22 protein-coding genes are annotated in these 25,204 nt (G+C 72.3%); 9 read left to right on the top strand and 13 right to left on the bottom strand.

All coding sequences use genetic code 11. The features are described from left to right. Window positions 1–6 precede the first annotated feature (6 nt). From ACZ4Z2_RS27265 to ACZ4Z2_RS27245, 5 genes are all read left to right on the top strand, one after another. A complete protein-coding gene (locus ACZ4Z2_RS27265) occupies window positions 7–477 on the top strand; it encodes a GtrA family protein (RefSeq protein ID WP_468079448.1) in 471 nt (156 codons plus the stop codon). Between the two features lie 85 nt (window positions 478–562). After that, window positions 563–2,026, top strand: a complete 1,464-nt coding sequence (locus ACZ4Z2_RS27260; RefSeq protein WP_468079447.1) for a hypothetical protein — start codon at window positions 563–565, stop codon at window positions 2,024–2,026. A gap of 29 nt (window positions 2,027–2,055) precedes the next feature. Continuing rightward, the gene (locus tag ACZ4Z2_RS27255) at window positions 2,056–2,661 is read left to right on the top strand and encodes a CGNR zinc finger domain-containing protein (protein WP_468079446.1); all 606 of its coding nucleotides are present in this window, start codon (window positions 2,056–2,058) and stop codon (window positions 2,659–2,661) included. A 77-nt stretch (window positions 2,662–2,738) separates the two neighbouring features. Further along, window positions 2,739–3,236, top strand: coding sequence for a hypothetical protein (locus ACZ4Z2_RS27250; RefSeq protein WP_468079445.1), 498 nt, complete (start codon window positions 2,739–2,741; stop codon window positions 3,234–3,236). A gap of 290 nt (window positions 3,237–3,526) precedes the next feature. Continuing rightward, window positions 3,527–5,920, top strand: coding sequence for a glycoside hydrolase family 95 protein (locus ACZ4Z2_RS27245; RefSeq protein ID WP_468079443.1), 2,394 nt, complete (start codon window positions 3,527–3,529; stop codon window positions 5,918–5,920). A 222-nt stretch (window positions 5,921–6,142) separates the two neighbouring features. On the opposite strand, the gene ACZ4Z2_RS27240 is transcribed toward ACZ4Z2_RS27245, so the two are convergent. The 4 genes from ACZ4Z2_RS27240 to ACZ4Z2_RS27225 form a co-directional block, all read right to left on the bottom strand. Further along, window positions 6,143–8,116, bottom strand: coding sequence for an N-acetylmuramoyl-L-alanine amidase (locus ACZ4Z2_RS27240; RefSeq protein ID WP_468079441.1), 1,974 nt, complete (start codon window positions 8,114–8,116; stop codon window positions 6,143–6,145). Between the two features lie 143 nt (window positions 8,117–8,259). Then, window positions 8,260–9,372, bottom strand: a complete 1,113-nt coding sequence (locus ACZ4Z2_RS27235; RefSeq protein ID WP_468079440.1) for an ABC transporter substrate-binding protein — start codon at window positions 9,370–9,372, stop codon at window positions 8,260–8,262. Between the two features lie 138 nt (window positions 9,373–9,510). Continuing rightward, a complete protein-coding gene (locus tag ACZ4Z2_RS27230; protein WP_468079439.1) occupies window positions 9,511–9,678 on the bottom strand; it encodes a hypothetical protein in 168 nt (55 codons plus the stop codon). 218 nt (window positions 9,679–9,896) lie between these two features. After that, window positions 9,897–11,039 (bottom strand): aminoglycoside phosphotransferase family protein, encoded by a 1,143-nt coding sequence (locus ACZ4Z2_RS27225; protein WP_468079438.1) that lies wholly within the window; start codon window positions 11,037–11,039, stop codon window positions 9,897–9,899. 234 nt (window positions 11,040–11,273) lie between these two features. On the opposite strand from ACZ4Z2_RS27225, the gene ACZ4Z2_RS27220 reads away from it, so the two are divergent. Beyond that, window positions 11,274–12,770: a DNA-binding protein NsdB gene (locus ACZ4Z2_RS27220; protein WP_468079437.1), complete on the top strand. Its 1,497-nt coding sequence runs from the start codon at window positions 11,274–11,276 to the stop codon at window positions 12,768–12,770. An 89-nt stretch (window positions 12,771–12,859) separates the two neighbouring features. Here ACZ4Z2_RS27220 and ACZ4Z2_RS27215 read toward each other — a convergent pair whose 3' ends face one another. Then, the gene (locus ACZ4Z2_RS27215) at window positions 12,860–14,284 is read right to left on the bottom strand and encodes a PP2C family protein-serine/threonine phosphatase (protein WP_468079435.1); all 1,425 of its coding nucleotides are present in this window, start codon (window positions 14,282–14,284) and stop codon (window positions 12,860–12,862) included. Window positions 14,285–14,728: 444 nt separating this feature from the next. Here ACZ4Z2_RS27215 and ACZ4Z2_RS27210 point away from each other — a divergent pair, with 444 nt between their 5' ends. Beyond that, window positions 14,729–15,142, top strand: a complete 414-nt coding sequence (locus tag ACZ4Z2_RS27210) for an SsgA family sporulation/cell division regulator (RefSeq protein ID WP_468079434.1) — start codon at window positions 14,729–14,731, stop codon at window positions 15,140–15,142. A 54-nt stretch (window positions 15,143–15,196) separates the two neighbouring features. Here the strand turns inward: ACZ4Z2_RS27210 and ACZ4Z2_RS27205 are convergent, their stop codons facing one another. The 3 genes from ACZ4Z2_RS27205 to ACZ4Z2_RS27195 form a co-directional block, all read right to left on the bottom strand. Continuing rightward, on the bottom strand, window positions 15,197–16,294 hold the full coding sequence (locus ACZ4Z2_RS27205; RefSeq protein WP_468079432.1) for a baeRF3 domain-containing protein: 1,098 nt from the start codon (window positions 16,292–16,294) through the stop codon (window positions 15,197–15,199). A gap of 139 nt (window positions 16,295–16,433) precedes the next feature. Beyond that, on the bottom strand, window positions 16,434–16,964 hold the full coding sequence (locus ACZ4Z2_RS27200; protein WP_468079430.1) for a DUF4232 domain-containing protein: 531 nt from the start codon (window positions 16,962–16,964) through the stop codon (window positions 16,434–16,436). Between the two features lie 125 nt (window positions 16,965–17,089). Further along, the gene (locus tag ACZ4Z2_RS27195; protein WP_468079429.1) at window positions 17,090–18,679 is read right to left on the bottom strand and encodes an alpha/beta hydrolase; all 1,590 of its coding nucleotides are present in this window, start codon (window positions 18,677–18,679) and stop codon (window positions 17,090–17,092) included. Window positions 18,680–18,985: 306 nt separating this feature from the next. Between ACZ4Z2_RS27195 and ACZ4Z2_RS27190 the strand changes: the two genes are divergently transcribed. Beyond that, window positions 18,986–19,834: a GNAT family N-acetyltransferase gene (locus ACZ4Z2_RS27190; protein ID WP_468079427.1), complete on the top strand. Its 849-nt coding sequence runs from the start codon at window positions 18,986–18,988 to the stop codon at window positions 19,832–19,834. On the opposite strand, the gene ACZ4Z2_RS27185 is transcribed toward ACZ4Z2_RS27190, so the two are convergent. Together ACZ4Z2_RS27185 and ACZ4Z2_RS27180 are read right to left on the bottom strand one after the other, a co-directional pair. After that, window positions 19,812–21,059, bottom strand: a complete 1,248-nt coding sequence (locus tag ACZ4Z2_RS27185) for an acyltransferase family protein (RefSeq protein WP_468079426.1) — start codon at window positions 21,057–21,059, stop codon at window positions 19,812–19,814. The genes ACZ4Z2_RS27190 and ACZ4Z2_RS27185 overlap by 23 nt on opposite strands. 60 nt (window positions 21,060–21,119) lie before the next feature. Next, window positions 21,120–21,620, bottom strand: coding sequence for a nucleoside deaminase (locus tag ACZ4Z2_RS27180; RefSeq protein WP_468079425.1), 501 nt, complete (start codon window positions 21,618–21,620; stop codon window positions 21,120–21,122). 133 nt (window positions 21,621–21,753) lie between these two features. Between ACZ4Z2_RS27180 and ACZ4Z2_RS27175 the strand changes: the two genes are divergently transcribed. Further along, the gene (locus ACZ4Z2_RS27175) at window positions 21,754–22,548 is read left to right on the top strand and encodes a GNAT family N-acetyltransferase (RefSeq protein ID WP_468079423.1); all 795 of its coding nucleotides are present in this window, start codon (window positions 21,754–21,756) and stop codon (window positions 22,546–22,548) included. A 16-nt stretch (window positions 22,549–22,564) separates the two neighbouring features. Here the strand turns inward: ACZ4Z2_RS27175 and ACZ4Z2_RS27170 are convergent, their stop codons facing one another. The 3 genes from ACZ4Z2_RS27170 to ACZ4Z2_RS27160 all read right to left on the bottom strand — a co-directional run bounded on the left by ACZ4Z2_RS27170 (window position 22,565) and on the right by ACZ4Z2_RS27160 (window position 25,123). Continuing rightward, window positions 22,565–23,443: a GNAT family N-acetyltransferase gene (locus ACZ4Z2_RS27170; RefSeq protein ID WP_468079555.1), complete on the bottom strand. Its 879-nt coding sequence runs from the start codon at window positions 23,441–23,443 to the stop codon at window positions 22,565–22,567. Between the two features lie 121 nt (window positions 23,444–23,564). After that, window positions 23,565–23,828 carry a GlsB/YeaQ/YmgE family stress response membrane protein gene (locus ACZ4Z2_RS27165; RefSeq protein ID WP_468079422.1) on the bottom strand — a complete coding sequence of 88 codons (264 nt, stop codon included), beginning with the start codon at window positions 23,826–23,828 and terminating at the stop codon, window positions 23,565–23,567. Between the two features lie 83 nt (window positions 23,829–23,911). Further along, entirely contained in the window at window positions 23,912–25,123 is a 1,212-nt protein-coding gene (locus ACZ4Z2_RS27160; RefSeq protein ID WP_468079420.1) for an aminoglycoside phosphotransferase family protein, read from the bottom strand. Window positions 25,124–25,204: the final 81 nt, after the last annotated feature.

The following is a 25,204-nucleotide window of genomic DNA, read 5'->3' as shown; positions in this document are numbered from 1 at the left end:
CGCGGTGTGTCGGTCCTCGCGTCTGTGACGCTGCGTGTGCGTGACGCCGTCAGGGGTGTCTGGCGCGAGGTCACCAAGTTCGGGGTGGTCGGCGCGCTGGCCTTCGTCGTGGACAACGGCGGCTACAACCTGCTGGTGTTCGGGCTGCCCGGTGGCGCGCAGGGCGGGGTGATGCGCTCGCTGCCCGTCCAGGCGTCCGTCCTCGCGACGGCCGCCGCGGCGCTCTTCAGCTGGGCGGGGAACCGCTACTGGACCTACCGCCACCGCCATCGCGAGAAGCTGGCCCAGGAGCTGGCGCTGTTCCTGCTGGCGAACCTCGTGGGGGTCGCCATCACGGCGGGCACGGTCTACGCCTCACGCCAACTGCTCGGACTGGACTCGGTGCTCAGCGACAACGTCGCGCGGATCCTCGGCTGGTTCCTCGCCACCCTGTTCCGCTTCTTCGCCTACCGGCGCTACGTCTTCGTCGCGCCCTGATCCGTCCGGTCTCCTCGCCGCTGTTAGCATCCGCCGCATGGGACGAAATGTGTGGTTTCAGGGTGAAAAGCTCTGGAGCTGGGGGTTGGCCGCTGTCGCCCTGCTCTGCTGTCTGGGCACGACCATCGTGTTCGCCCCCGGGTACATGAGTCCCGACAGCATCGCCCAGCTGCGCCAGGCCATGGGCAGGACACCCATCACCGACTGGCACCCGCCCGTGCTGAGCCTGGTGTGGCGCGCCCTCATCGCCGTCACCGGCACTCCCGCGTCTCTGGCCGTCCTCCAGTCCCTCGTGCTCTGGGGCGCTCTGTGGGTGGTGGCCTGGTGCGTCTGGGACCTGACCGCGAGCCGTGCCGGTTCGCTCGCCGTCCTCGGCATCGGACTGACCCCGCCCGTGCTGACCTTCGTCGGCGTGGTGTGGAAGGACGTCCACGCGGCCGCCGCGCTGCTCGCCGCGTGCGCGGTGGCGTTCCTGGGACTGCGGTTGCGGGATCGCGACGCCACCCCCGCGGCGCGCTGGGCGCTGTTCTGGCTGGGGGCGCTCTTCCTCGCCTACGCCATGCTCGTGCGCAAGAACGTCTTCCTGGCGGCGATCCCGCTGTTCGTCCTGCTCGTCCTCGCCCTGTGGCGCGCCCCCGGACGCCGCACCTGGGCCCTGTGCGTGGTGGCGCTCGCGGTCGCGGTCGCCCTGCCCGCGGTCGCGATCTCCCGGATCGCGCATCCTGTGGAGACGAGGCAGGGCGCGCAGATCATGCTCGACGACCTGGTCCATGTGCTGAGCGTGGAGGAACTGCGCTCGGCGGACGTCCCGCCGGACCTCAGGGGCCGCCTGGTGGCGGCCGCGGAGAAGTGCCGCAGCACCGGCGCCCTGTCGGACGCCTACTGGGCCTGCTACGAACGCCGGGCGGACGGAATGGCCAGGGACGCGGACGGGATCACCTCCCTGTGGCTGAGCGAGATGAGCGACCACGTGCCCGGCTATCTCCAGTACCGTCTGCGGCTGTTCGCCGGTCTGCTCTTCGAGACCGGTTACCCGTACCAGGCAGGGGTCTTCGCCAACGACCTCGGCATCGAGGTCGCCCACCCCCGGCTGGAGGACACCCTCGGCGCGTACGTCTGGGGCGCGGCCACCGATCTCCGGCCGCTCTTCCGGGGCTGGTTCTGGCTCGCCGTCGCGTTCGTCCTCACCGTCCGCCCCGGCCGGGGCAGGTTCTCCCTGCCCGTCCGGGCGCTGGGCGTCAGCGCCATGGCCTATGTGCTCGGCTACCTGCCCATCATGCCCGCGACGAACTACCGCTACGTCTACTGGTCGGCGCTCGCCTGCACACTCGGTCTCCTGCTGCTCTGGCTGGACCGCCGCCCCACCGCCTCCACCCCACCCGGCTCGGACGCCACGCGAACCGGATCCGCCGCCGAACCCGCCCGCGCCGTGACGGACCGTCACCCGTCGGACCCCCGGACCGCCGGCGCCCGGCGCGCCGACCTCACCCCGCCGTCGACCACGACCGACCGCCCCACGCGCAAGGAAGCGGACGCCGACACCGTCTAATGGATGGCCGCTCACTTATCATTAACGTCATGGAGTACTCGATCAGCGCGGACGCGCGGCTCGCCCTGGACCTCGCCCTGACCGTGCGCCACGACGGCGACGGCGGCGTCGCCGACGACCTGGCCGAGCCCGCCGGACTCACCACCTGGGTCCGCGCCCACGCCGGCCTCCTGCCGGGCACCGCCGGCTTCACCGCCGACGAGGCCGCCCTCGTCGCCGTACGCGACCTCCGGGGCGCCGTCCGTGCCCTGTTCGCCCGTGCCGTCAGTCCCGCCGAGCCCAGCCCGGCCGACGCCGCCCGGCTGCTGCCCCTGCCCGAAGCCCTGGAGCACCTCAACCGGGTCGCCGCCCAGGCCCCGACCGTCCCGGTGCTGACCTGGTCGCCGGGCGCCGACCCCGTCCTGCGCCAGGAGCCCGTGACCGGCGGCGCCCCGCTCACGGCCGCCCTCGCGCGGGCCGCCGTCGCGTTCCTCGCGAGCCCCGAACGGCAGCGGCTGCGGGCCTGCCACGCCCCGCGCTGCGTGCGCTACTTCCTGAAGGAGCACCCGCGCCAGGAGTGGTGCAAACCGGCCTGCGGCAACCGGGCCCGGGTGGCCCGCCACCACGAGCGCCACAAGACCCCGACCGGCCGGTGACGAGCCCCTTCGCATCCGTCCCGGAAATCGTCTCGCCCACCCGGCGCCGACCACGTTCGGACACGTACCATGGCGGCATGTCCTTCCTCCGCCGCCGCAGTGCCACCCCTGCCGGGCCCGAATTCGACGTACTGGCCATGGACCCGGGCGACTGGCCGGGCAATCTCGGCGCGGGCCTGCTGCCCGCCCCCGACGGAAGTTGCCAGGGCGTCTTCCTGCGCTACGACCTGTACGGCGGCCGCGGCCCCGCGATGATCATCGGCAACCTCCCGGAGGGCTCCCCGGCCCGCGAGGTCGCCGAGGGCGAGATCCCCTTCGAGGTGGCCCAGCTGCTGCTCGCCCTGGAGAACGAGGAGGACATCACCGTCGTCGGCTCCGAGGACATGCCGGTGATGCAGGGCGACAACCTCCTGATCGTCCGCCGCCTCAAGCTCTCCGAGTCCCGGATCTCCTGCGTCCAGTTCGACCGCAGCGACAACGTCCTGGTGACCATCGCCGCCTGGGACCGCCCCATCACCGACGATCTGTACGCGCTCCTGAAGCCGCTCCCGGCGGAGCTGTTCCAGCAGGGCTGACCCCTAGGTCGTGTCCGCAAGGTCCCGGCTGCCCCGCGACGCCTGGCACGCTCCCCCAAGCTCTTCGAGCAGGGGGTACCCCCACTCGCCGCACCGAGCGAAGGCCCGAGTACGTCCAGTACGAGGTCCTTCTGATGGATCTCCGCGGCGTCGTGACGCCCGGCACTCCTTCTCCCACGGAGACCCGTCAGAAGGACCCCAGCGGTCCCCACCGACCCGCGGACACGCCGTCCGCGGGTTTTGTCATGCCCTCTTGTCGACCCAGTCATCGGACCCTTACGGTCCCTGGCATGTCCGCTGAGATCTCCCGCAGAGTGACTCTGAAGAACGCACTCGCCGGTGCGGCCGCGCTCACCGTGACCGGAGGACCCTCAGGGCCGGCCGGCAGTGCCGCTGATTCCTCCGATGTGTCCGGATCGGGAGGCGACACCCCGGAGGCCACCCCGGCACCGCGACGAGCGCCCCTGACGCTCTGGTACACCGCTCCCGCCGCCGACTGGGAACGCGAGGCCCTGCCCATCGGCGGCGGCGCCCTCGGCGCGACGGTCTTCGGCACGCTCACGTCCGAGCGGCTCCAGCTCAACGAGAAGACCCTGTGGACCGGCGGCCCCGGCTCCGTCCAGGGCTACGACCACGGCAACTGGACCGAGCCCCGCCCCGGCGCGATCACCGCCGTCCAGGACCGCATCGACGCCGAGACCAAGGTCGCCCCCGACGCCGTCACCGCCCGCCTCGGCCGGCGGCGCGTCGGCTACGGCCACCACCAGACCTTCGGCGACCTCCGCCTCGACCTGCCCGGCGCCCCCGACACCGTCCCGGCCGACTACCGCCGCACCCTTGACCTGCGCGAAGCGGTGGCGACGGTGACGTACACACACCGGTGGGGGCGCCACACCCGGGAGTTCTTCGCCTCCCACCCGGACGGCGTCCTCGTCGGCCGCCTCACCGGAGGCGTCACCGTCACCCTGCGCCACACCTCGCCCCGCGCCGACTTCAGCACGACCTCCCACGGCGACCGGCTCACCGTGCGCGGTGAACTCGCCGACAACGGGCTGAAGTTCGAGGCACAGATCCGCGTCGCCCACACGGGCGGCACCCTCACCGCGAACCCCGACGGCACGCTCACGGTCACCGACGCCGACAGTGTCTGGTTCGTTCTCGCGGCGGGCACCGACTACGCCGACACCTACCCGGACTACCGGGGCGAGGACCCGCACACCACCGTCACCGGCAGGGTCGACAAGGCGTTCCGCAAGGGGTACCGGACGCTGCGGTCCCGCCATGTCCGCGACCACCGCGCCCTCTTCGACCGCGTGGCACTCGACCTCGGCGGCGAGGCACCGGACACGCCCACGAACGAACAACTGGCCGCCTACTCCGGCGGAACGAGCCCCGCTGACCGCGCACTGGAAGCCCTGTACTTCCAGTACGGTCGCTACCTCCTCATCGCCTCCTCCCGCGCCGGATCCCTGCCCGCGAACCTCCAGGGCCTCTGGAACAACAGCACCACGCCTCCGTGGTCGGCGGACTATCACACCAACATCAACATCCAGATGAACTACTGGCCCGCCGAGGCCGCCAACCTCGCCGAGACCACGGCCCCCTACGACCGCTTCGTCGAGGCGCTGCGCGCACCTGGCCGGCGCACCGCGAAGGAGATGTTCGGCTCTCGCGGCTGGGTCGTCCACAACGAGACCAACCCGTACGGCTTCACCGGTGTCCACGACTGGGCGACGGCCTTCTGGTTCCCCGAGGCCGCCGCCTGGCTCACCCAGCAGATGTACGAGCACTACCGCTTCGGCGGCTCCACCCGCTACCTCCGCTCCACCGCGTACCCGGTGATGAAGGAGGTCGCCGAGTTCTGGCTGGACAACCTGCGCACCGACCCCCGCGACGGCACCCTCGTCGTGACGCCCAGCTACTCCCCGGAGCACGGCGACTTCACGGCGGGCGCGGCCATGTCCCAGCAGATCGTCCACGACCTGCTCACCAACACCCTCGAAGCCGCCCGCCTCCTCGACGACAGCCCCGCCTTCCGCGAGCAACTCGCCGACACCCTGGGGCGGTTGGATCCAGGGCTCCGGATCGGCTCCTGGGGCCAGCTCCAGGAGTGGAAGGCCGACCTCGACGACCCGGACGACGAACACCGCCACGCCTCCCATCTCTTCGCCCTCCACCCCGGCCGTCAGATCACCCCCGGAAGCGAGTGGGCCGAGGCGGCGAAGGTCTCGCTCACCGCGCGCGGCGACGGCGGAACCGGCTGGTCCGAGGCATGGAAGATCAACTTCTGGGCGCGGCTCCGCGACGGCGACCACGCCCACAGGATGCTCGCCGAACAGCTCAAGTCCTCGACCCTGCCGAACCTGTGGGACACCCACCCCCCGTTCCAGATCGACGGCAACTTCGGCGCCACCTCCGGAGTCGTCGAGATGTTGCTGCAGAGCCAGCACGACGTGATCGACATCCTCCCGGCCCTGCCCGCCGCGTGGCCCGACGGTTCCGTCCGCGGACTGCGCGCGCGAGGTGGTGCGGCCGTCGACATCACGTGGGCCTCGGGCGCCGCGACCCGGATCGCCCTCACGGCCTCGCGCAACCGCGAGCTGACCGTCCGCAGTGGACTGTTGCCCGGCGGGGAACTGACCTTCCGGGCGGTTGCCGGGCGGCGCCACGTGTGGTCCGGGTAGCCGAGCGGTGGGGGGCGGGGTTCGTCGGCGGGTGCAGGCGGGCGGGGGCTTGTCGCGCAGTTCCCCACGCCCCCGAAAGGCGACCGTGGCTGCGCCCCGTGCTCTTCATCGGGAGGGCGGGCCGCAGGCCCGACGCTCCTAGTGCGCGGGGAACTGCGCGAACGGCCCCCACCCACCCGCACCCGCCATACGGACCCGCGGCCCCGAGCTGCGACGCGCCGCTCAGATCACCGGACGCACCCGCACGTCCGCCGACCGCACGTACCCCACCCGGTGTCCGAACTGGATCTCGTAGTAGACGTCGTCACCCCTCACGACCTTGTGCCCGGAGCTGTCGAAGGAGACGGCGTAGTAGTACTCGCCTCTCGACCGGTCGCCGACCACGTAGCGTTGCCCCTTGAGGAGCTTGTACGGCAGCGGGGACACCTCCTGGGCCGGGACGCCCGTCGGATACGCCTCCTTCTCCGGGTAGGCCCTGCCGTACACCGGGACCTCCGCGAGCCCTTCGCGGGGCGTCACGACCAGCCCGGCCGCGCCGACCGCCGTGGGCCGCGCCGCCGGGTTGTGGAACCACGCCTTCTGCCCGAGGTACCAGATCGCCGTCCACGCGCCACGCCGTTCGGCGACCGCGTACTGCTGGCCGGTGGAGACCCGCGAACCGAGGTCGTTCACATCGATCGTGGAGGGGCTGCCGTCCGGCCGCAGACCGATGTCCTTGATGAGCGGCGAGGCCGTGTCGGGCTCGCTGTAGAGGCGTACGGCGCTGGAGCCGTGCACCGCGCAGGGCTGCCCGTTGCTCACACAGCCGGTGAACTCCGGCCGGTTGTCCGTGTAGTCGGGGAGGACGGTGACGACGCCGCTGTTCTCGCCGGCGGTCGGGCCGAAGGGCCTGCCGAGCAGTTCGAAGTAGTGCCGCCAGTCCCAGTACGGGCCGGGGTCGGTGTGCATGCCCCGGATCGTGGCCGTCGTCGGGCCCGGCACGGTGTCGTGGCCGAGGATGTGCCGGCGGTCCAGCGGGACGCGGTACTTGGCGGCCAGGTACTTCACCAGCCGTGCCGACGTCCGGTACATCGCCTCCGTGTACCAGGCGTCCGGTGAGGCGAGGAAGCCCTCGTGCTCCAGGCCGATCGACTTGGCGTTGACGTACCAGTTGCCGGCGTGCCATGCCACGTCCTTGTTCTTCACATGCTGGGCGATGTGCCCGTCCGTGGAGCGCAGCGAGTAGTGCCAGGACACATACGTCGGGTCCTGGACCAGCTTCAACGTGGTGTCCCAGGTGGCCTCGGTGTCATGGACGACGATGTACCGGATGCTCTGGGACGCCGGCCGGTCGGCCAGGTCGTGGTTGCCGTAGTCCTTGTCGCCGAACTCCTCGTACGGCGCCGGGAGCCACTCGCACGACACCGTCCTCGGGCACTCGGTGCCGGCCGCCGCGGTGACGCGCAGCCCGGCCCGCGACAGCTGACCGGTGTCGGGGGCCAGCCCCGGCTCGGCGGGGAGCACCACCCGCTGTCCGGCGTCGGTGACCCGGTGGGCGCCCTCCCGGATCACCGCGAAGACCTCGTTCGCGTACGCAGCCGCCGTCGCCCGGTCGTCGGCGCCGGAGAACCGCGCCACCGCCCCGTACCAGTCGGCGGGGTCGGCGCTCGGCTCCCGGCCAAGCTCCCGTTGCGCGGCCGCGAGCAGGGCCGCGCCGCCGGCCACATTGGCCTCGGCGTCCGTGCGCAGCGTCTCGGCCGGGAGTCCCGTCAGCTCGGCCGCCCTCGTCAACGTCCTGAGACGAGACGGGAGTTCGGAGTTCTCCGGCAGGTCCGTGTCGGGCCGCAGCGGCGCCCGGGAGTCGTCACCGCGCGGGTCCTCCGCGCCCTCGCTGTGGTGCGGGGCCTCGGCCAGCGCCGTGCGGGCGTCCGTGAGGTGCATGGGACCGTAGCCGCCGGTGACGCTGGGGGCACCGCCGTGCGCGTCCCAGCGGGACTGGAGGTAGGACACACCCAGCAGGACACTGCGGGGCACCTCGAACTCGGCCGCCGCGGCGCCGAAGGCGGCCTCCAGTCGGGCCGAGGAGGACGACTGGCTCTCGGGAGGGGCCGCGCCCAGCAGCGGCAGCATCAGCACCGCCGGGGCGGCGGCGACGGCCGTGGCGCGCAGACGTCTGTGACGGGGTGTGGGCCTGCGGTCGGTGGGGGATCCTCGCAAGGCGGCCTCCTGGAACGGTGGGGCGTTGGCGGGGCGTGCGGGGCCGAACGTGCACCAGTGCTATCGGTCGGCCGACGATCCGTCAATCATGCCCGGCCCAGGCCCCGTCACCGACCATGACCGGTCCGCGGTCTGTTCCTCTCTCACCCGCTCCTGAGGACCCGGAAGCGCTCGGGCTCGGCCGGATCCCGCTCGACGACCTGCACCGGCGGCCAGGCCCACTGCCACACACCGACGCCCGGCGTACGGGAGAACCTGATCCGCCCCCGGGTCCCCTCGACCACGACACGCGGCCAGCACTCGGCGATACGCGCCCGGTCCGTGCCCTGGGACCGCAGTACTTCGGCGAGGACGGTGATCGTGTCGTGGCCCTCGAAGGCGACGAACGAGGGCGGCTCGCCCAGCCGCTCACGCAGGGCCGCCTCGACACGTGCCCCGAGGGCACCGAGGCGCTCGGGCAGATAGCGCAGGAAGGGGACCCCCGAGCCGTCGCCGCCCAGCAGGGCCGCCCATGCGGTGAGCTCCGGCTGCCCGGCGGGAGCACCGATCAGCACGTCGGCGAGGCGTGCGTCGCGGCGGACGGCCCTGACGATCGGCACCGAGGGCTCCGGGTGGCCGGTGAGCAGCAGGAGGGCGGTCGCCCGGTGGCGGACGAGTTCGTCGCACACGGCTCCGGGCGGGAGCACGCTCAGGTCGAGTTCGATGACGGAGCCGCCGCGTGGAGCGAGACGGTCCCGCAGGAGGCGGGTTCCGGACGCCCAGTAGACGCTCGGCTGGGCCGCCACGGCGACCCGCCGGTGGCCCGCGTCGAGGAGGAAGTCGGCGTAGATCCGCCAGCCGTGGGACTGCGCCGGGCACAGGCGCGCGACCCAGTCCGTCGGCTGCTCGGTGAGCGTGTCGAGCACCGCCGACGAGCAGAGATACGGCAGACCGAGAGCGTCGGCCCGGGCGGCGGCGGAGCGCGCGACGACGCTGTGGTACTCCCCGGCCAGGGCGGCCACACCCAGCCGGGCCAACTCGTCCACGGCCGCCGCGGCTCTCCGTGGATCGGCCGCGGTGTCCCGGACCAGCAGTTCGAGGGGTCTTCCGCCTATGCCACCACCGTCGTTGACCTCGTCGGTGGCGAGTTCGAGGCCGGCCAGCAAGTGCCGACCTGCCTCCACCCAGCCGGGCCGGCTCAGCGGGACGAGTACACCGATGCGGACGGACGACGGGTCCCTCTCACTTCGCCCCGGCGAGCGCATGTGCGTGATCATGACGCACATTGCATCCCCGCCCGCCGCCTGAGGGCAAGCGATGAGTCATGCACGCGGAAGCACGTGGCCGACTGGTCCCGTCACCCGAGAGCATGGATACGGGCCACGGGGCCAGTGGCTTCTGTGGAGTCGTGCCTCCTAGTGCCTCGGGGGCTTCTTCGGCTTCTTCCGCGCGGCGTCGACCTGGGTCTGCTCGGTGTCGGTGACGGCCGAGACCACGTCGATGACAGCCGGCGCGGCGAGCGCTCCGCAGAGGAGGAAGCCGCACGCGGTGACAGCCGTGCGCCTTCGGATGACAGCCTGCATAGAGATCACCTGCCAGGGCTGCTGTGCTACAGCCTCTCTGTCCACGATCCGCCCCGGCCGCGACAGCAGTCAAGACTTTGCCTGCTCGCCTACGGCCTGTCCGCGCGCCACGTGCCTGTGGTGCGGCGGTGGTTGAGCGCGACAACCAAAGGAGGGGCCGACGTGACGAAGGTCCGCGGCGCGCTGGTGCGGGGCGCTCCGCGGACCTCCGTCTCCCCTCAGCGAGTGCCGACCGCCGCCCGTACGGCCTTGCGGGCCAGTTGGCAGTCGTCGTGCAGCCGCCTGAGCAGCAGCCGCTGTTCCTCGCCGGACGGCGCAGCAGCCGGGTGGGCCGGTCCCGGTGCCGCCGGGGTCGTGCCGTGCATCGAACGCTGCACGGCTGTCTCGTAGGTACGGATCTCACGGGTCAGTACCAGCATCAGGTTCACCAGGAACGCGTCCCGCGACGCGGGGCCCGCGGACTGCGCCAGCTGACTGATCTGACGGCGCGCCACGGGCGCGTCCCCGAGTACCGCCCACAGCGTCGCCAGGTCGTAGCCCGGCAGGTACCACCCCGCGTGTTCCCAGTCCACCAGCACTGGACCGGCCGGTGAGAGCAGGATGTTCGACAGCAGGGCGTCGCCGTGGCAGAACTGGCCCATGCCCTGACGGCCCGCCGCGTGCGCGATGCCGTGCAGCAGCTTCTGCAGATCGCCCATGTCCCGGTCGGTGAGCAGACCCAGCTCATGGAAGCGGGAGATCCGCTCGGCGTAGTCCAGCGGGGCGTCGAACGTGCCCGCCGGTGGCCGCCACGCGTTCAGCCGGCAGATCGCGCCGAGCGCCGCCCGGATGTCGGCGCGTGGCGGCGCCTCCACCGGATGCCGCTGCAGCGCGGCCACCCGGCCCGGCATCCGCTCGACGACCAGGGTGCAGTTGTCCGGATCCGCCGCGATCAGCCTCGGCACCCGCACCGGGGGGCGGTGCCGGACGAACGAGCGGTATGCGGCTATTTCGTGCCGGAGCCGCTCCTCCCAGATGGAGGAGTGGTCCAGTAAACACTTGGCGACGGCCGTGCTGCGCCCTGTCGTACCGACGAGCAGCACCGACCGGCCGCTCCGGCGCAGCACCTGGACCGGAGAGAACTCCGGACAGATGCGATGCACCGAGGCGATCGCCGTGCGCAACTGCGCGCCCTGGGGGCCGGACAAGTCGAGTCTCCCGCTGAGCGGCTGGGGGCCGAGCCCCGGAACGCGCCGGGCCCGGCCGGCACCGAGTCCGGGGGCCGCGGTACGGGTGGGGTCGAGATAGGGGCCGCCACCGCCCGGCTGGCGGGGTGCGAGCGGCCGGGGCGGAGCGGACACGGAGGACGATGCTGCGTACATGGGCGAATACAGATCCCTTCGTGTGCCTGCGATGTCACGCGCCACCCGTCCCGGCCGACCGGGGACACCCTGGGGAGTGCCTGTCGGGCGACCGGGCCGGGGTGGCGCTTTCCTACCTGACACCGGATGGCCCGTGGCACACCATGTAGCGCACCCTGGCGAAGCCTGGCGAATAGTCCCCCAGCAACTGACAGCGGGCTACATTCAACTCAGCCGAGAACCTGGGGGCTTGACGTGAGCGGACAACCCAACACCCGACTCGCAGACCTGTTCGGCCTGGCCGGCTGGTCGAAGGGCGAGCTCGCGAGGCTGGTCAACCGGCAGGCGGCGGCCATGGGCCACCCGCAGCTGGCGACCGACACCTCACGGGTGCGGCGGTGGATCGACATGGGAGAGATCCCGCGCGATCCCGTGCCGCGGGTGCTGGCGGCTCTGTTCACCGAGCGTCTCGGCCGTGTCGTGACCATCGAGGACCTCGGTCTGGTCCGGCACGGGCGTACGGGGAAACGGCAGGGCGGCGGGAATGCTGAGCATCCCGACGGTGTGCCGTGGGCGCCCGAACGGACTGCCGCGGTCCTCACCGAATTCACGGGAATGGACCTCATGCTCAACCGACGCGGCTTGGTGGGTGCGGGCGTCGCGCTCACCGCGGGATCAGCACTCAGCAGCGCCATGCACGACTGGCTGCACACCGACCCGACGCTCAAGGCCGACGCTCCCGACCTCGACAACCCCCTGCACGCCGACCCCGCTGGGTTCGACCGCTATGAGGCCGCTCCCATCGGATCGCAGGAGATCGAGGAACTGGAGCGCTCCGTCGAGGTGTTCCGGGCCTGGGACGCGGCCCGTGGCGGCGGGTTGCAACGCAAGGCTGTCGTGGGACAGCTCAATGAGGTGGGGGGCATGCTCTCGTACCGCCACCCCGAACATCTCCAGCGGCGCCTGTGGGGCGTCGCCGCCAACCTCGCCGTCCTCGCGGGCTGGATGTCGCACGACATCGGCCTCGAACCCACCGCCCAGAAGTACTTCATCATCGCCGCCCACGCCGCCCGGGAGGGCGGGGACCGGCCCCGGGCCGGCGAGGCCCTCTCCCGGGCGGCCCGGCAACTGGTGCACCTCGGTAAACCCGACGAGGCACTCGACCTCATGAAACTCGCCCAGTCCGGCTCCGGTGAGCAGGTGCTGCCCCGGACCAAGGCCATGTTCCACACCATCGAGGCGTGGGCGCAGGCGTCCATGGGCAAGGGCCAGGCCATGCGCCGCACCCTGGGCCGGGCGGAGGACCTCTTCGTCTCGGAGAAGGGCGACGCACCGGCGCCGAGCTGGATGCAGACCTTCAAGGACGAGGACCTGTACGGCATGCAGGCCCTCGCCTACCGCACCCTGGCCGAGTTCGAGCCCGGCGCGGCCGTGCACGCCCAGCACTACGCGGAGAAGGCCCTGGCGCTGCGCAACGACGGGCGGGAACGGTCGAAGATCTTCGACCATCTCTCCATGGCCTCCGCCTGCTTCATCGCGGACGACCCCGAGCAGGCGAACCGGTACGCACGGCTGGCCCTGATGTCGATGGGGTCGAACTCGTCGGGTCGCACCTGGGACCGGCTGCGTCAGATGTACCGGCTCACCGGTCAGTACTCCAGCTATCCGAAGATCCAGGACCTGCGGGAGGAGATCAAACTCGCCCTGCCGAAGCCCCAGTCGAGGAACAAGGGCGACATCGCACCGGCGTGACCGCCGGTCGCCGGCCCTCCGCGGAGCGGGGCGAGGTCAGGTGATGCCCGGGCACTCGGATGCCCGGCGGACGACCCCGGCCGTCGGCGTCAGACGATGACCCGGGCGACGAGCACACAGGCGTCGTCCTCGCGCTCGCCCTCGCCGAACTCCTCCACCACCGCCCGCACACCGTCCCGTGCCGTCCGCGCCTCCGCGAACCGCGGGGCCAGGTCCAGCAGTCGCTGGACGGCGGCTGTTCCCCCGGGCGCCAGTCCATCGGTGTGCACAAGCAGCAGATCCCCCGGCCGGAGCGTCACCTCGGCCTGCCCGTAGACGGCGCCCGAGGTCGCTCCGAGCAGGACGCCGTCCGGTGCCGGCAGCACGCGCCCCGTCCCGTCGCGGAACAGCAGCGGGGCGGGGTGCCCCGCCTGCGCCCACACCAGCGTGCGGTTCGCCGGCCGGTAGCGGCAGCACACGGCGCTGCCGAGGGCCGGTTGCACGGTGGCGTCCAGTAACTGGTTGAGGCAGGCCATGAGCTGCGCCGGCTCGGTGCCGGCCATGGCCATGCCGCGCACCGCGCCGATCAGCGTCGCCATGCCCGAGGTGACGGTCACACCGTGGCCGGTGAGGTCGCCGACGCTCAACAGGCTGTCACCACCGGGCAGTTCGAGCGCGTCGTACCAGTCACCGCCGATCAGCGCGGTCGTCGAGCAGGGCAGATAGCGGGCCGCCAGGTCCAGCGTCTCGGGGCCCCGGTGGGGGAGCCGCAGGGAGCCGCGCCACGGTGGGAGCACGGCCTCCTGGAACTCGACCGCCAGCCGGTGCTCGGTCCGCGCGATGTGCCGCCGGCGCTCCAGCGAGTCACGGGACTCGTCCACCGCCCGCTGGCTGCGCCGCAGTTCGCTGACGTCCCGCAGCACCGCCCACATGGACGCGGTGTTGCCGTCGTCGTCGAGTACGGGCTCGCCCATCATGTGCACGGTGCGCACGGCTCCGTCGGGGAGCACGATCCGGAACTCGCCGTCGATGCGCCTCGCGTCGATCAGACAGTCCGTCACCATGGCCGTCAGCCGCGGCCGGTCCTCCTCCAGCACCAGCGACGGCAGTTCGTCGAGGGTGAGCGCAGGGGCGGCCGGATCGCGGCCGAGGATCTCGTACAGCTCACCGGACCAGCTCGCCTCGTCCGTCAGGAGGTTCCACTCGGCGCTGCCGACCCGGCTGAGCAGTGACTCGCGCCGGGGCGCCGCAGCCGATGGGTCGGGGACGCCGGCCTCGTCCGCGTCGGGCGCCGGGACGGCCGGCCCGTCCCGCAGCTGGGCCAAGTGCTCGTCCAGATCGTCGAGTTGGTGGAGCGCCAGGTCGTACAGGGCGCGCTGCCACCGGCCCTCGGCGTCCGTGCCGTCGGCGTCGGCGTCGCGCCGCACGGCGTCCATGTCGCCGCGCAGCCGACGCGTCTGCGAGATGAGCGCGTCGACCGTGCCGCGTCGGGGCGGCTGGGCGGCGGGACGATCCGCAGAGAGAGGGGACGGCATCACGTACTCCGATGGGGGACGGTACGACCAACGCTGACGGATGGGCCGGTTACGACTGTTGCACAGCCCGCGACGCGCTGTAAGGGATTTGGCAAGACACGATACGGTGGTGCTTCCGGCATATGCCTCTGTCCTCGGGGGCCGGGTTCGCCACGGCGACAGGCTACGCGGCTTGCGGCTCAAGTCGTAGAGCCCGTACGTGACTTGATGGATTGTCGAGCCCACCGCCAACCGTTTTCAAGTCCGTGTTCGAGGGTCGTATGTGCGAGCCGCTTTGATCGCGCGGAGCGCTCCCGGTACATCCGAAGACACCCGCGTCCGCCGCGGGACGGTGACTTGGGTCACAGGGATGAATCCAGGAGAGCGCGGCGCGCGAATGCCCTTCGCGAGGCCGAAGAGGCATGTCGGCGCAGGGCCGGCCCGGATCCGAAACGGAGAGCGCGCATGACCGTCACACTGGAACAGCCCGCACGAGTCCTCCTGGTCACGGCCGAGGACCGCGAGCTGCCGGTGCCCACCACGCTGCGCTACACCTCCGACGACCCGCTGGCCGTGCACCTCGACTTCCCCGCCGACATCTCGCTCAGTGGTGACATGGTGACCTGGACGTTCGCCCGGGAGCTGCTCGACGAGGGGCTGCGGGGGCCCGCCGGAACGGGGGACGTGCACATCTGGCCCTGCGGACGCACCCGCACGGTCGTGGAGCTGCACTCGCCGTACGGCATGGCTCTGCTCCGCTTCGACACGGCCGCCCTCCGGCGTTTTCTGGTGCGTACCTTCGCCGTCGTCGGCTCCGGCAGCGAGCCGGTGGGGCGGGCCGTCGACCGGGGGCTGACGGCACTCTTCGACGGTGTCTGACCGGCGGGCGGCGCGGGCCGCGCGCCCGAGCGCCGCCCGTGGAGAGGGGCGGGCTCAGTAGCGCAGGACGCCCGCGATGCCCTGGGCGTCACCGAGGGTGCCGTCGGGCACGAACCTCACTTCGGCCCCGGTGTCCAGACACCGCTCGACGATCTCGTCCACGATGTCCTCCCGCGCGTCCAGGTCGCCGCTCTCCGCCGGCACGAGGTGGGCGCCGCCGTCGGCGCGGACGGTCGCCCGGTAGTTCTCCTCGACGGCCAGGAGTTGCACACGGCCCTGTTCCGCGTTCTGCCGTACCTCGTCGACGCCGGCCGCGAACGCCTTGCTGCCCCGCGCCGCTTCGAGCCGCCGGGCCACCGTGTCGACGTTCCTGCGGTTCTCGGCCTCGATCGTCGGACCGATCGCCTGCCACACCGCGTCCGGGGTGCCGTGCGCCAGACCGCCGTGCGGGATGTGGACGGCGTCCTTGGTGACCGTGCCGATCTCGTCCAGGAGGGAGAGCGCCGCTGTCTCGCCCGTCACGTACAGGGGCCGGGGATGCGCCCGCAGCACGCGGCCCATGGCCGTGTCGGCGTCCCGCAGGAAGTGCCGGGTTCCCTCGTCCCGGAAAGCGCTCGGCATGTCGCCGATCCGTTCCTGCCGCTCGGCGTCGAAGTTGTCGCGGTCCCGGGTGAGCGGGAATCCGCCCGTGCGCGCCGGTGTGACCCGGTCGCCGCCGCCGCTCCACAGCGCGATGCGGTCGGAGGAGACCGACAGCACCCAGAAGGGCCGCTCGGCGGCCTGTGCGGCCACCAGGTTCCGGGTCAGGAACGTGTCCGCGAGCACCACGCGCTCCGGTACCGGCCGGGCCAGCGACCACACCTGGTGCTCACCCGGCGCCGCGAAGATCACCAGACCGTCCTCGGCGTGTGCCAGGTCCACCTCGGCCAGCGCGCGGTCCAACTGCTCGACGACGTCGTTGCGGCGCTCCCGGGTGACCGCGGGATCGTGGTCCAGCTGCTTCTTCGCCTCGGCGAGCACATTGCGGAGCCGGACCGGGTCCTGCGTGTTCTCCGGTTCCCGCCGGTGCGTCGGCGTCAGCACCGACACGGCGGGGTACGGCCGCGGACGGCGCAGTTCGGTGAGGGTCGCGGGGCTGAGGGCATGCTCCATGACTTCACGATAGGACTGATTCGCCTGTCGGGCATTTGGGGTATTCCCGGGCACGGGTCGGGCCCGCCGCCGCGCACCGGTGAGGGTGCGGCCGACGGGCCCGGCTCGGTCGTTCAGCGGCGGACGTCCGCGGTGCGGGTCAGCCGACTTCCTTCTTCAGCGACTTGTCCGCGGCGGCCTGGGACGCCTTCCACCAGGTCGTCACCGGCTCCCAGACCTTCACCTTCTTGGTCGCCCCGAGCTGCTTCAGGGTGAACAGGCGGCCACCGAGGTTCGGGTTGGCCGACACGCCGACCGTGTCGACGCGGCGCGCCTCGGGGTCCTTGAGGTCGGCGATCGTACGGACCGTCGCGTACGCCGTCTTCCCGGCGCCCAGCTTGTACGGCCCGCTCTCGCCCGACGGCACCGGCTGGGCCGACCCGTCCAGGTCGCCGAACGTGACCACGGGCAGGCGGTCGATCGTGCAGGTGCGGGTGCCGGTGTTCTTGACGGTGATGTGCACGATCCTCGTGTCCTTGGCCTGCTTGGCGCCGATCTTGAGGACCTTCGCCTTGCAGACGGGGACCTTGGCGGCCGGCTGGGCGGCCAGACCCTGCGGCGCGGCCGCGAGGAGCAGCGCGGCGCCGGCGGTCGCCACGGTGGAGACGGAGAGGACGGAACGGATACGCATCGGTGGTTTCCCCCAGGTTTGGTCACATACAAGTGCGGGTCGCGCGAAATGCGACGCACACCCAGTGTGACGCGTGACCCTCGGGCGGGGTTGTAGCCCAACTGCCCGTGTTACACGCCTGATGCTCAATCGTCGGCTCCGCATGAACTTCCGTCGTCGGGCAGCGAGCCGTACAGCAGGAACTCGTTCACCTTCTCCCGCACGCACTTCGACGACGCGTACCCGGTGTGTCCCTTCCCCTTGTTGTCGAGGACGACCGCCGAGGAGCCGAGGCGCTTCGCCGTCTCCACGGTCCAGCGGTACGGGGTCGCGGGGTCGCCCCGGGTGCCCACCAGCAGCATCCCCGGGGTGTCCACGTCCCGTACCTCCTCACGGATGAAGTCGGTGCCCTTCGGGCGGCCGTAGCACATCAGCACCTGCGTCAGGCGGTACTTGCCGAACACCGGGGAGGCGTCCTCGTACGCGGCGCGCAGGTCCGCGATCTCCTTCTTGATCCGGCCGGCGGTGGGCCGGTCGGGGTCGTCGGCGCAGTTGATCGCCATCAGCGCGGCGGGGGCGTTGTCGAGCGGTATCTCCTCCTCGTCGACGAGCCCGCCGCTCGGCGTGGGTGTGGCGGACCGGGGCGGCCCGGGGGGTCTGCTCATGCCGCCGCCCGCGAGTGCCACGACCCCCCGGGTGTCACCGTCGTGGACGAGCATGTTGAGGGCCTGTGTGAGCGCCGGCCACATCTGTTCGCTGTAGAGGGCCTGGCTGATCGCGCCCACCAGGTCCTGTCCGGAGAACTCCTGCCCGAAGTCCGTGGGCACGGGGTACTGGTCCAGCGACTCGACGAGGTCGACGACCTGTTCCCGGGCCGACCGGGCGTCCTGCCCGAACGGGCACGTCAGTTGCCCGGTGCACGCGTCGAGGTAGTCCTCCAGCGCGGTCTGCTGCCCCTGGGCGCCGACCAGGCCCTGTTCCGACAGCGGCTCGGTGAGGGTGTCGACGCCGTCGAGGACCATGCGGCCCACCTTCTTCGGGAACTGCGCCGCGTACACCGCGCCCAGCCGGCTCCCGTAGGAGAAGCCGAGGTAGTTGAGCTTCTTGTCGCCGAGGGCGGCACGCATCACGTCCAGGTCGCGGGAGACGTTGACCGTGCCGATGTGCGGCAGCACCGGACCGGAGTGCTCGCCGCAGGCCGCGGCGGCCTTCTTCAACTGCTTGAGCGCCGCCTGGGGGTCGTCGGCGTCGTCGCCGTCGTCCGTCGCCTCCATGGCCTCTTCGGTGCCCTCGCCACAGCTCACCGGGGAGGAGCGGCCGACGCCGCGCGGATCGAAGGAGACGACGTCGTACCCCTTGGTGAGGTCCATGAACTCCGCCCCGCCATACGCCAGTTCGGGCACGCCCGGACCGCCGGGGCCGCCGAAGTTCAGCAGCAGGCTGCCGCGTGAGTCGCCCGTCGCCCGGTAGCGGGCCACCGCCAGATCGAGCGTGCCCTCCCGGGGCCGGGCGTAGTCGAGGGGCACGGTGACCTTGCCGCAGCGCAGATCCTTGGGCATCTCCACGCCCGTGCATCCGCGCCACTTGATCTTCTGGTCGTAGAAACGGGACAGGTCGGGCTGCTCGTCGTCCTGCTCGCCGGCGCCGGCCGCCGTGGCCGGCAGACCGGCCCCCAGCAGGGCCAGCACCGTGACCGCGGCTCCGCTGAACGGACGCCGTCTGCGCGTGGACCGCATGCGTGCCTCCCGGGGCACCCGGCCGGGGGCGGCCGGGGTCGACCCCCCGGATCACGATAGGCGGGCCCCCGCGTCCACGCCTCCCGGCGGGCGACCGGCCCGGACCTGCCGTACTCTGCGCCGCGACGCCGGCCCGCGACGACCGCCTGCCGCTCACCCCTCCGCGTGAAACCGGCCGCCGCGCGGCCCGGCGGTCACCGCGATCGCGTCCGTATTCCGCGTCGCGACGGCCACCGGATTCGACCAGGATGCTGCGGGCGTGCGGCCGACCACCGCACTCACGACCTCATCGAACGGAGCGCACAGATGACCACTTCGGGGGCTCAGGGCCTCGTCGTCAGCCGGGCCACGCTCGACGACTGGGCGGTGGTCGCCGCATGGGCGGGGGATGAGGGCTGGAACCCGGGGCTCTCGGACGCCCCGTGCTTCTTCGCCCAGGACCCCGATGGCTTCTTCATCGGCCGGATCGACAACGAGCCCGTCTCGTCGGTCTCCGTCGTCAACTACGGCGCCGACTACGCCTTCCTCGGCTTCTACCTCGTCCGCCCCGACCTGCGCGGCCGCGGCTACGGCCTCACCACCTGGAAGACCGCCCTCGCCCACGCCGGGGGCCGCACGGTCGGCCTCGACGGGGTGGTCGCCCAGCAGGACAACTACCGGCAGTCCGGTTTCGAGTTCGCCTACCGCACCTTCCGCTACACGGGAACCGCTCCTGGGGCGGCCCGCCCCGCCGACGTCGTGCCCATCGAGGACCCGAGGGCCGTCGCCGCTTACGACAGTGCCTGCTGCGCCGCCGACCGCCCCCGCTTCCTGGAGCGCTGGCTGACCACCGAGGGGCACCGGGCCCTGGCCCGGGTGGTCGACGGACGGCTCACCGGCTACGGCGTGATCCGGCCCGGCCGTGACGCGCTGCGTGTCGGCCCGCTCTTCGCGGACACCCGAGCGGATGCCCGGGCGCTCCTGGCGGGCCTGGCCGCCGAGGCCGCGGGCCGGGTGTTCGCCGTCGACGTGCCCGAGGAGAACGGGGCGGCGGTCGCCCTGGCCGAGGAGTACGGGCTGACGCCGTCCTTCGAGACGGCCCGGATGTACACGGGCCCGGTCCGGCCGTACGCCCGGGAACGGGTCTTCGGGGTCACGACTCTGGAACTCGGCTAGCGGCGGCGGGGGCGCCCGCCCGCTCCCTCGGCGGCTCCGGGACCGCATCCGCCCCGGAGGGCTCGGCGGCCGCCTCGGCCCCGGAGGGCTCGGCGGTCGCCCGTCCCCCAGAAGGCTCGGCCGTCGCCCCGGCCCCGGACGGCTCGGCGGGAGGCGGCTCGCGGAACGCCCACTCCATGCGCGGCTCGACCACGCAGCGCAGCACGGCTCGTACGGGGGGCGTGCACAGCAGGGTGATGCCGCCGGCCGCCGCGACCGTGACCGCGAGCTCCCCGAGCGGGGTGTGCAGCCACTCGGCGGCGTACCAGTCCCGGAAACGGGCCCACTTGATCACGAAACCGTGCAGCAGATAGCCGTACATCGTGCCCGCGCCCAGCGCCGTGAACCACAGGCGCCGCCGCGGCACCCAGGCCAGGAAGCAGGCCGTCAGCAGCACCGCCAGACAGAACAGCGCGGGCGTGGTGAGCAGCCCCGCCCAGCGGGAGACACCCTGGCCGGTGACGCTGCCCCGGTGGTAGAACCAGCCCGCGTCGAACCACGGGGCCACCGCGTACGCCGCGACGAGCGCCCCGAGGCCGACGGCGAGCGCCCCGAGCCGCACCCGGCGGCCGCGAAGCCGCTCGAAGTGCTCGGGGCGCAGGGTCAGCCCCAGCACGAAGAACGGCAGGAACCCCAGGACGCGCTGGATGGAGATGTCGCCGCCGAGGTCCGGCGAGACCGACGCGAGCGTCGCCAGCCCGAGCGCGACCGGCACCGGGTACCGCAGTGCCCGCCACACGGGGGTGGTCACCCGCCAGACGAAGAGCGCCACCAGGAACCACATCACGTACCAGGGGTCGAGCAGGCTCAGCGGATACTCCGGGTCGTCCTGCGCCCACCGGTAGAACAGCGTGTACGCCGTCTCGAAGACCAGGTACGGCAGCACCACCCCGGTCAGCAGCCGCTTCAGCCGGCCGGGCGCCATGTCGAAGCTCCGCGAGAAGTACCCGGAGATCAGCGCGAAGGCCGGCATGTGGAAGGCGTAGACCGTCAGGTACGCGGCCGTCGCGGCCCTGCTGCCGTACGTCAGCGGCTCCCAGGCGTGCCCGCACGCCACCAGGACGATGGTGAGGTACTTCGCGTTGTCGAAGTACGGGTCCCGCGACCCGCGCCCCACGGGCGGCCCGTCCCGGCCGGGCGGGGCCGCGGGGGCGGGGCGGGAGTGCTGCGCCACGTCTTCAGGCATCGAAAGAGGTTCTCCGGTCAACGATGACGGACCCGGACCGCCTGCCCCGTTCCGGCCGTCTCAGTCGTCGTCGGTGGCGCCCGCCTTTCCCGTGTGGAACCTGCGGTGCAGGGCGTGTACCTCGTCGAGCAGCTCCGGCACCGGGCCCTCCACCACGATCCCCGGCGCGACGTCCCGCACGGGAAGCGTGCGCACGGGCGGCGCCGGCACCCCCAACCCTCCCAACCACCCGGAGAGTTGCTCGGAGGAGGCGATGTACACGATCCGTCCGAGGCCCACCCAGGCGTGGGCGGCCGCACACATCGGGCAGTGCTCGCCTGACGTGTAGACGGTCGCCGCGGCCCGTTCCGCGGCGGTGAGCCGGGCGGCGGACCAGCGCGCGAGTTCGAACTCCGGGTGGCGGGTGCGGTCGCCCCCGGCCACACGGTTGTGGTCCTCCACCAACACCGTGCCGTCGGCGCCGACCAGCACCGAACCGAACGGTTCGTCACCGGATTCCAGCGCCTCCGTCGCGAGCTCCACACACCGCCGCAGGTACACCAGTTCGGATTCGTCCACCATGCTCGTACGCTTCCTCCTCGGGACCGTTCGGATGCACTCCGCGTGGTGAACCCTACGGCGTGTGTCCGAATCACACGCCTTCCCACGGGCGACACCCGTTGCCAGGGCGAACGAGTGATGATGGAGTGACCATATGGATCACGCTGCTGTGCTGGCACTGTTCGACCGGGACATGCGCGAGGGCGCCCGCCCCGACAGCCCCGAAGCCCGGATCGAGCGCGTGGGTGGGGTGGTACGCCAGGTCGGCTCCGAGAACGGCTGGAGCGGAATCGTCTGGTCCGATCTCGACGAGGCCGGCGCCGACGCGGCCATCGCCGAGCAGATCCGCTACTTCTCCGGCATCGGCCGTGACTTCGAGTGGAAGCTGTATGGACACGATCTGCCCGTCGACCTGGGGCGAAGGCTCCGAGCGGCCGGGTTCACCGCCGCTCCGGAGGAGACGCTGATGGTGGCCGAGGTCGCCGACCTCACCCTCGACGTGGCCCCGCCCGAAGGCATCCGCATCCTGCCCGTCACCGACGCCGAGGGCGTGGCGATGGTGGCCGACGTCCACGAGAAGGCGTTCGGCACGGACAGTTCCCGGATGCGCCACCAGCTTCTCGCCCAGCTCGGCGGGGACGACGACACGGTCGTGGCCGTCGTGGCCCTCGTCGGTGACGAACCGGTGAGCGCCGCCCGGATGGAGCTCCTGCCGGGGACCCGTTTCGCCGGTCTGTGGGGCGGCGGCACCGTGGAGAACTGGCGGGGCCGGGGCGTCTACCGGGCCCTCGTCGCCCATCGCGCCCGGGTCGCCGCCGCCCGAGGCTACCGCTATGTCCAGGTCGACGCGCTCGCCCGCAGCCGCCCCATCCTGGCCCGCCTCGGCTTCGAGCCGCTCACGACCACGACGCCGTACGAGTACGCGGTGGGCGGGGCAGCGGCGGCGTGACGCCGCTCGGCGTGCGTCACAGGTCGAGCCGGTACTCCACCGCCTTGTGGGTCGGCCGGTAGCCGAGCCGGTCGTTGACGCGGAGCATCGGTGTGTTGTCCTCCGCCGTGTCGGTGAGCAGGGCGAGGCGCGGGTACAGGCTGTGGGCGTGGAGAACGGCCTCCGCCTTCATGGCCAGGGCCAGCCCGCGGCCCCGGTGCTCGGGCAGGACCGCCGTGCCGTAGTGCTGCCCGTCGCCCTCGCCGCCGGCGGGCAGGACGAGTTCCGAGAAACCGACGATCGTGCCGTCCGACGTGTCCACCGCCGCGACGGTGTGCAGCGAGTCGCCGCGCTTCTCGATCGCCTCGGCCGCCGCGACCAGCCGCTCCACGTCCCAGACCACCGTTCCGTAGTCGGTGTCTCCCATCGGCATGTCGTCCATCGCACGGCGGGAGGCCGCATGGCTTTCGGCCAGATCGGCGGGCACGACACCCGCCCAGGCGGTCAGGTGGTAGCCGGGCGGCGGCTGCTCCGCGACGCGTCGGACGAGGTCGAGGTCCAGATCGGCGAGGTCCAGGCGGGCGTACGTCAGCGTCAGCACCTCGCGGAAGCCGCGCGCGGCGAGGAACGCGTCACCGGGGGAGCCCTGCGGGGCCTGCGCGAGGACCGTCCGGCGGCGCTCGTCCCTGGCCGCGTCGACCGCCGCGTCGAGCAGCGCCGTGCCCACGCCCCGGCGCCGTTCGGCAGGGTGCACGGTCAGGTCGAGTTCGGCCAGATGAGTCTGGCCCTCCCTGGTGAACAGCCGGAGGAAGGCGGTGCCGAGGGGCTCACCGTGCGGCCCGGAGGCCAGCCAAGCCGAACGACGGCTGGAGCTGGTGGGGGAGGGGTCGGCGAGCGGGGTGACGCGCGGCGGCAAGAGGGCTCCGGAGTCGGTCGGCGGGGCGGGCGGCGAGCCCGGCGAGCTGCCGGGTCGGGGCACGCTAGCCGCCGTACCGGCCGACCGACAACGGAATTACGTACTCGGCCCGCGGGCCGCCTCAGCGGCGGGCTTTGGCGCGGTCCAGGGCCACGACGCCCAGTGCCGCGAGGCCGATCTGGATGACCCATTCGATCCAGTCGACGCCGTCGGTGTCGGCCACGCCGATCCCGGCGGCGATCGCGGATCCGATGAGCGCGGCGACGATGCCGACGAGAATCGTCAGCAGGACGCCGATGCGCTGCCGGCCCGGGACCACCAGCCGTCCCAGGACACCGATCACGATGCCGATGATGAGGGCACTGATGATGCCGTCGATCTCCATCTGCACTCCGCCCTTGTCGTCGTGAGCTCCGCTGCCGTGCGAGTGCCCTTCGAACGCGAGTGCAGTCCGTTCCGGGTTCGGTTTCAGGTGCTCCACGAGACGTCCGGACGGGCGGCGCACCGCACCGCCGTCCGGATCACCGCGGCCGGATCGCCCTCGTGGTAGGGCCGCTCGGACGGCTCGATGCCGTCGAGGAACTCCTGGTAGCGCACGGCGTACGAGAGGTGCGCCAGCGGTTCGGCGAGTGTCAGGGCGCGAGCGGGGTCGCTCGTGGGGACGCGGGACCGCCAGGCGTCGACCCAGGTGCGGGCGGCCGTCGCCCGTACCGCCTCGGGGAGGTAGGCGCACAGGCGCAGACAGTCCAGGACGGGGTTGCCCCAGTGGGCGTCGGCGAAGTCGACGACGACGGGTGGGCCGCCGTCCCCGCGCCAGTTGCCCGGATGGAAGTCGGCGTGCACCAGGGTGTCGGGCAGCCCGCACGCGGACAGCAGGTCCCAGCGGTGTGTCAACTCCCGTGCCGCGGCAAGCTCCCGAGCGGTGATCTCCCCGCGGACGGGACCGTCCAGCAAGTGGCGCGTGAGACCGGCGAGTGTCCGGTCGCGCCGGTCCCGGAGTCCGGGTGGGCGCCGGCCGGCGAGCGCGGCCTGGGCGGCGACGAAGCGGCGCACCCCGTCCTCGACGGTGCGGGCGTCGGCGTTCCAGCAGTCCTGTCCGGGGATGTGCTCCAGCAGGACGCGCCCTTCACCGGCGCCGAGAACGGTGGGGACGACCCCCGGATCGACCTCGGCGAACGCGGCGATGACGGCGGCCTCGTCGGACGCGAAACGGGGGGTCGCCTTGAGCCAGACCGGCCCCTGCCCGGTGGGCAGCCGGAAGAGCCCCGCCAGGTTCCAGGTCCGCCGCTGCTCGACCGGCCCCGTCACCGGCCTGCCTCGGGCGGACAGTGTCCGCTCGGCCCAGCCGAGCAGCTCCCGCAGTCCGTCGGCACGGGCCCACGGCGACCGGAGGGGCTGGTCGTCCCCCAACAGCGCCCGGTCCACCCGCCGTTGCTCCAGCGCGCCGGGCATCGGCGGCTCAGCCGCCTCGACGTGGTAGGTCACATGGCCGTCCCGCCCGCCCTCACCTCCCTCGACGCAGAGGAGGCGCAGGACGAGGACGGGCACGGAGAGCGTCCGTTCCAGATGCCGGACGACCTGCTCGACCTCGGCCCACCACGGGATGCCGACGGGGAACGGGCCGGTGACCCCGAGGAAGTCCCGGCCCGAGGTCACCCATGCGCTGACGGTTCGACTCACGGGCGCCAGTGTGCGGGCGGGCGCGGGCTCCCGGCGAGCGAATATCGCCCACGGCCGACTCGCCCGGTCCGCACCGCCGCG

Source organism: Streptomyces sp. NPDC030183 (assembly GCF_055573455.1).
Note: the sequence above shows the minus strand (reverse complement) of the source record. Positions and strands in the feature narration are given on the sequence as shown.

Bases quoted from the DNA above. Each gene is read 5' to 3' on its own strand.
- ACZ4Z2_RS27230 (WP_468079439.1), bottom strand. From the start codon at position 9,678: ATGCAGGCTGTCATCCGAAGGCGCACGGCTGTCACCGCGTGCGGCTTC.
- ACZ4Z2_RS27175 (WP_468079423.1), top strand. From the start codon at position 21,754: ATGGATCACGCTGCTGTGCTGGCACTGTTCGACCGGGACATGCGCGAG.
- ACZ4Z2_RS27205 (WP_468079432.1), bottom strand. From the start codon at position 16,294: ATGGAGCATGCCCTCAGCCCCGCGACCCTCACCGAACTGCGCCGTCCG.
- ACZ4Z2_RS27200 (WP_468079430.1), bottom strand. From the start codon at position 16,964: ATGCGTATCCGTTCCGTCCTCTCCGTCTCCACCGTGGCGACCGCCGGC.
- ACZ4Z2_RS27245 (WP_468079443.1), top strand. From the start codon at position 3,527: ATGTCCGCTGAGATCTCCCGCAGAGTGACTCTGAAGAACGCACTCGCC.
- ACZ4Z2_RS27250 (WP_468079445.1), top strand. From the start codon at position 2,739: ATGTCCTTCCTCCGCCGCCGCAGTGCCACCCCTGCCGGGCCCGAATTC.
- ACZ4Z2_RS27215 (WP_468079435.1), bottom strand. From the start codon at position 14,284: ATGCCGTCCCCTCTCTCTGCGGATCGTCCCGCCGCCCAGCCGCCCCGA.
- ACZ4Z2_RS27195 (WP_468079429.1), bottom strand. From the start codon at position 18,679: ATGCGGTCCACGCGCAGACGGCGTCCGTTCAGCGGAGCCGCGGTCACG.
- ACZ4Z2_RS27180 (WP_468079425.1), bottom strand. From the start codon at position 21,620: ATGGTGGACGAATCCGAACTGGTGTACCTGCGGCGGTGTGTGGAGCTC.
- ACZ4Z2_RS27185 (WP_468079426.1), bottom strand. From the start codon at position 21,059: ATGCCTGAAGACGTGGCGCAGCACTCCCGCCCCGCCCCCGCGGCCCCG.
- ACZ4Z2_RS27225 (WP_468079438.1), bottom strand. From the start codon at position 11,039: ATGTACGCAGCATCGTCCTCCGTGTCCGCTCCGCCCCGGCCGCTCGCA.
- ACZ4Z2_RS27235 (WP_468079440.1), bottom strand. From the start codon at position 9,372: ATGATCACGCACATGCGCTCGCCGGGGCGAAGTGAGAGGGACCCGTCG.
- ACZ4Z2_RS27255 (WP_468079446.1), top strand. From the start codon at position 2,056: ATGGAGTACTCGATCAGCGCGGACGCGCGGCTCGCCCTGGACCTCGCC.
- ACZ4Z2_RS27190 (WP_468079427.1), top strand. From the start codon at position 18,986: ATGACCACTTCGGGGGCTCAGGGCCTCGTCGTCAGCCGGGCCACGCTC.
- ACZ4Z2_RS27210 (WP_468079434.1), top strand. From the start codon at position 14,729: ATGACCGTCACACTGGAACAGCCCGCACGAGTCCTCCTGGTCACGGCC.
- ACZ4Z2_RS27165 (WP_468079422.1), bottom strand. From the start codon at position 23,828: ATGGAGATCGACGGCATCATCAGTGCCCTCATCATCGGCATCGTGATC.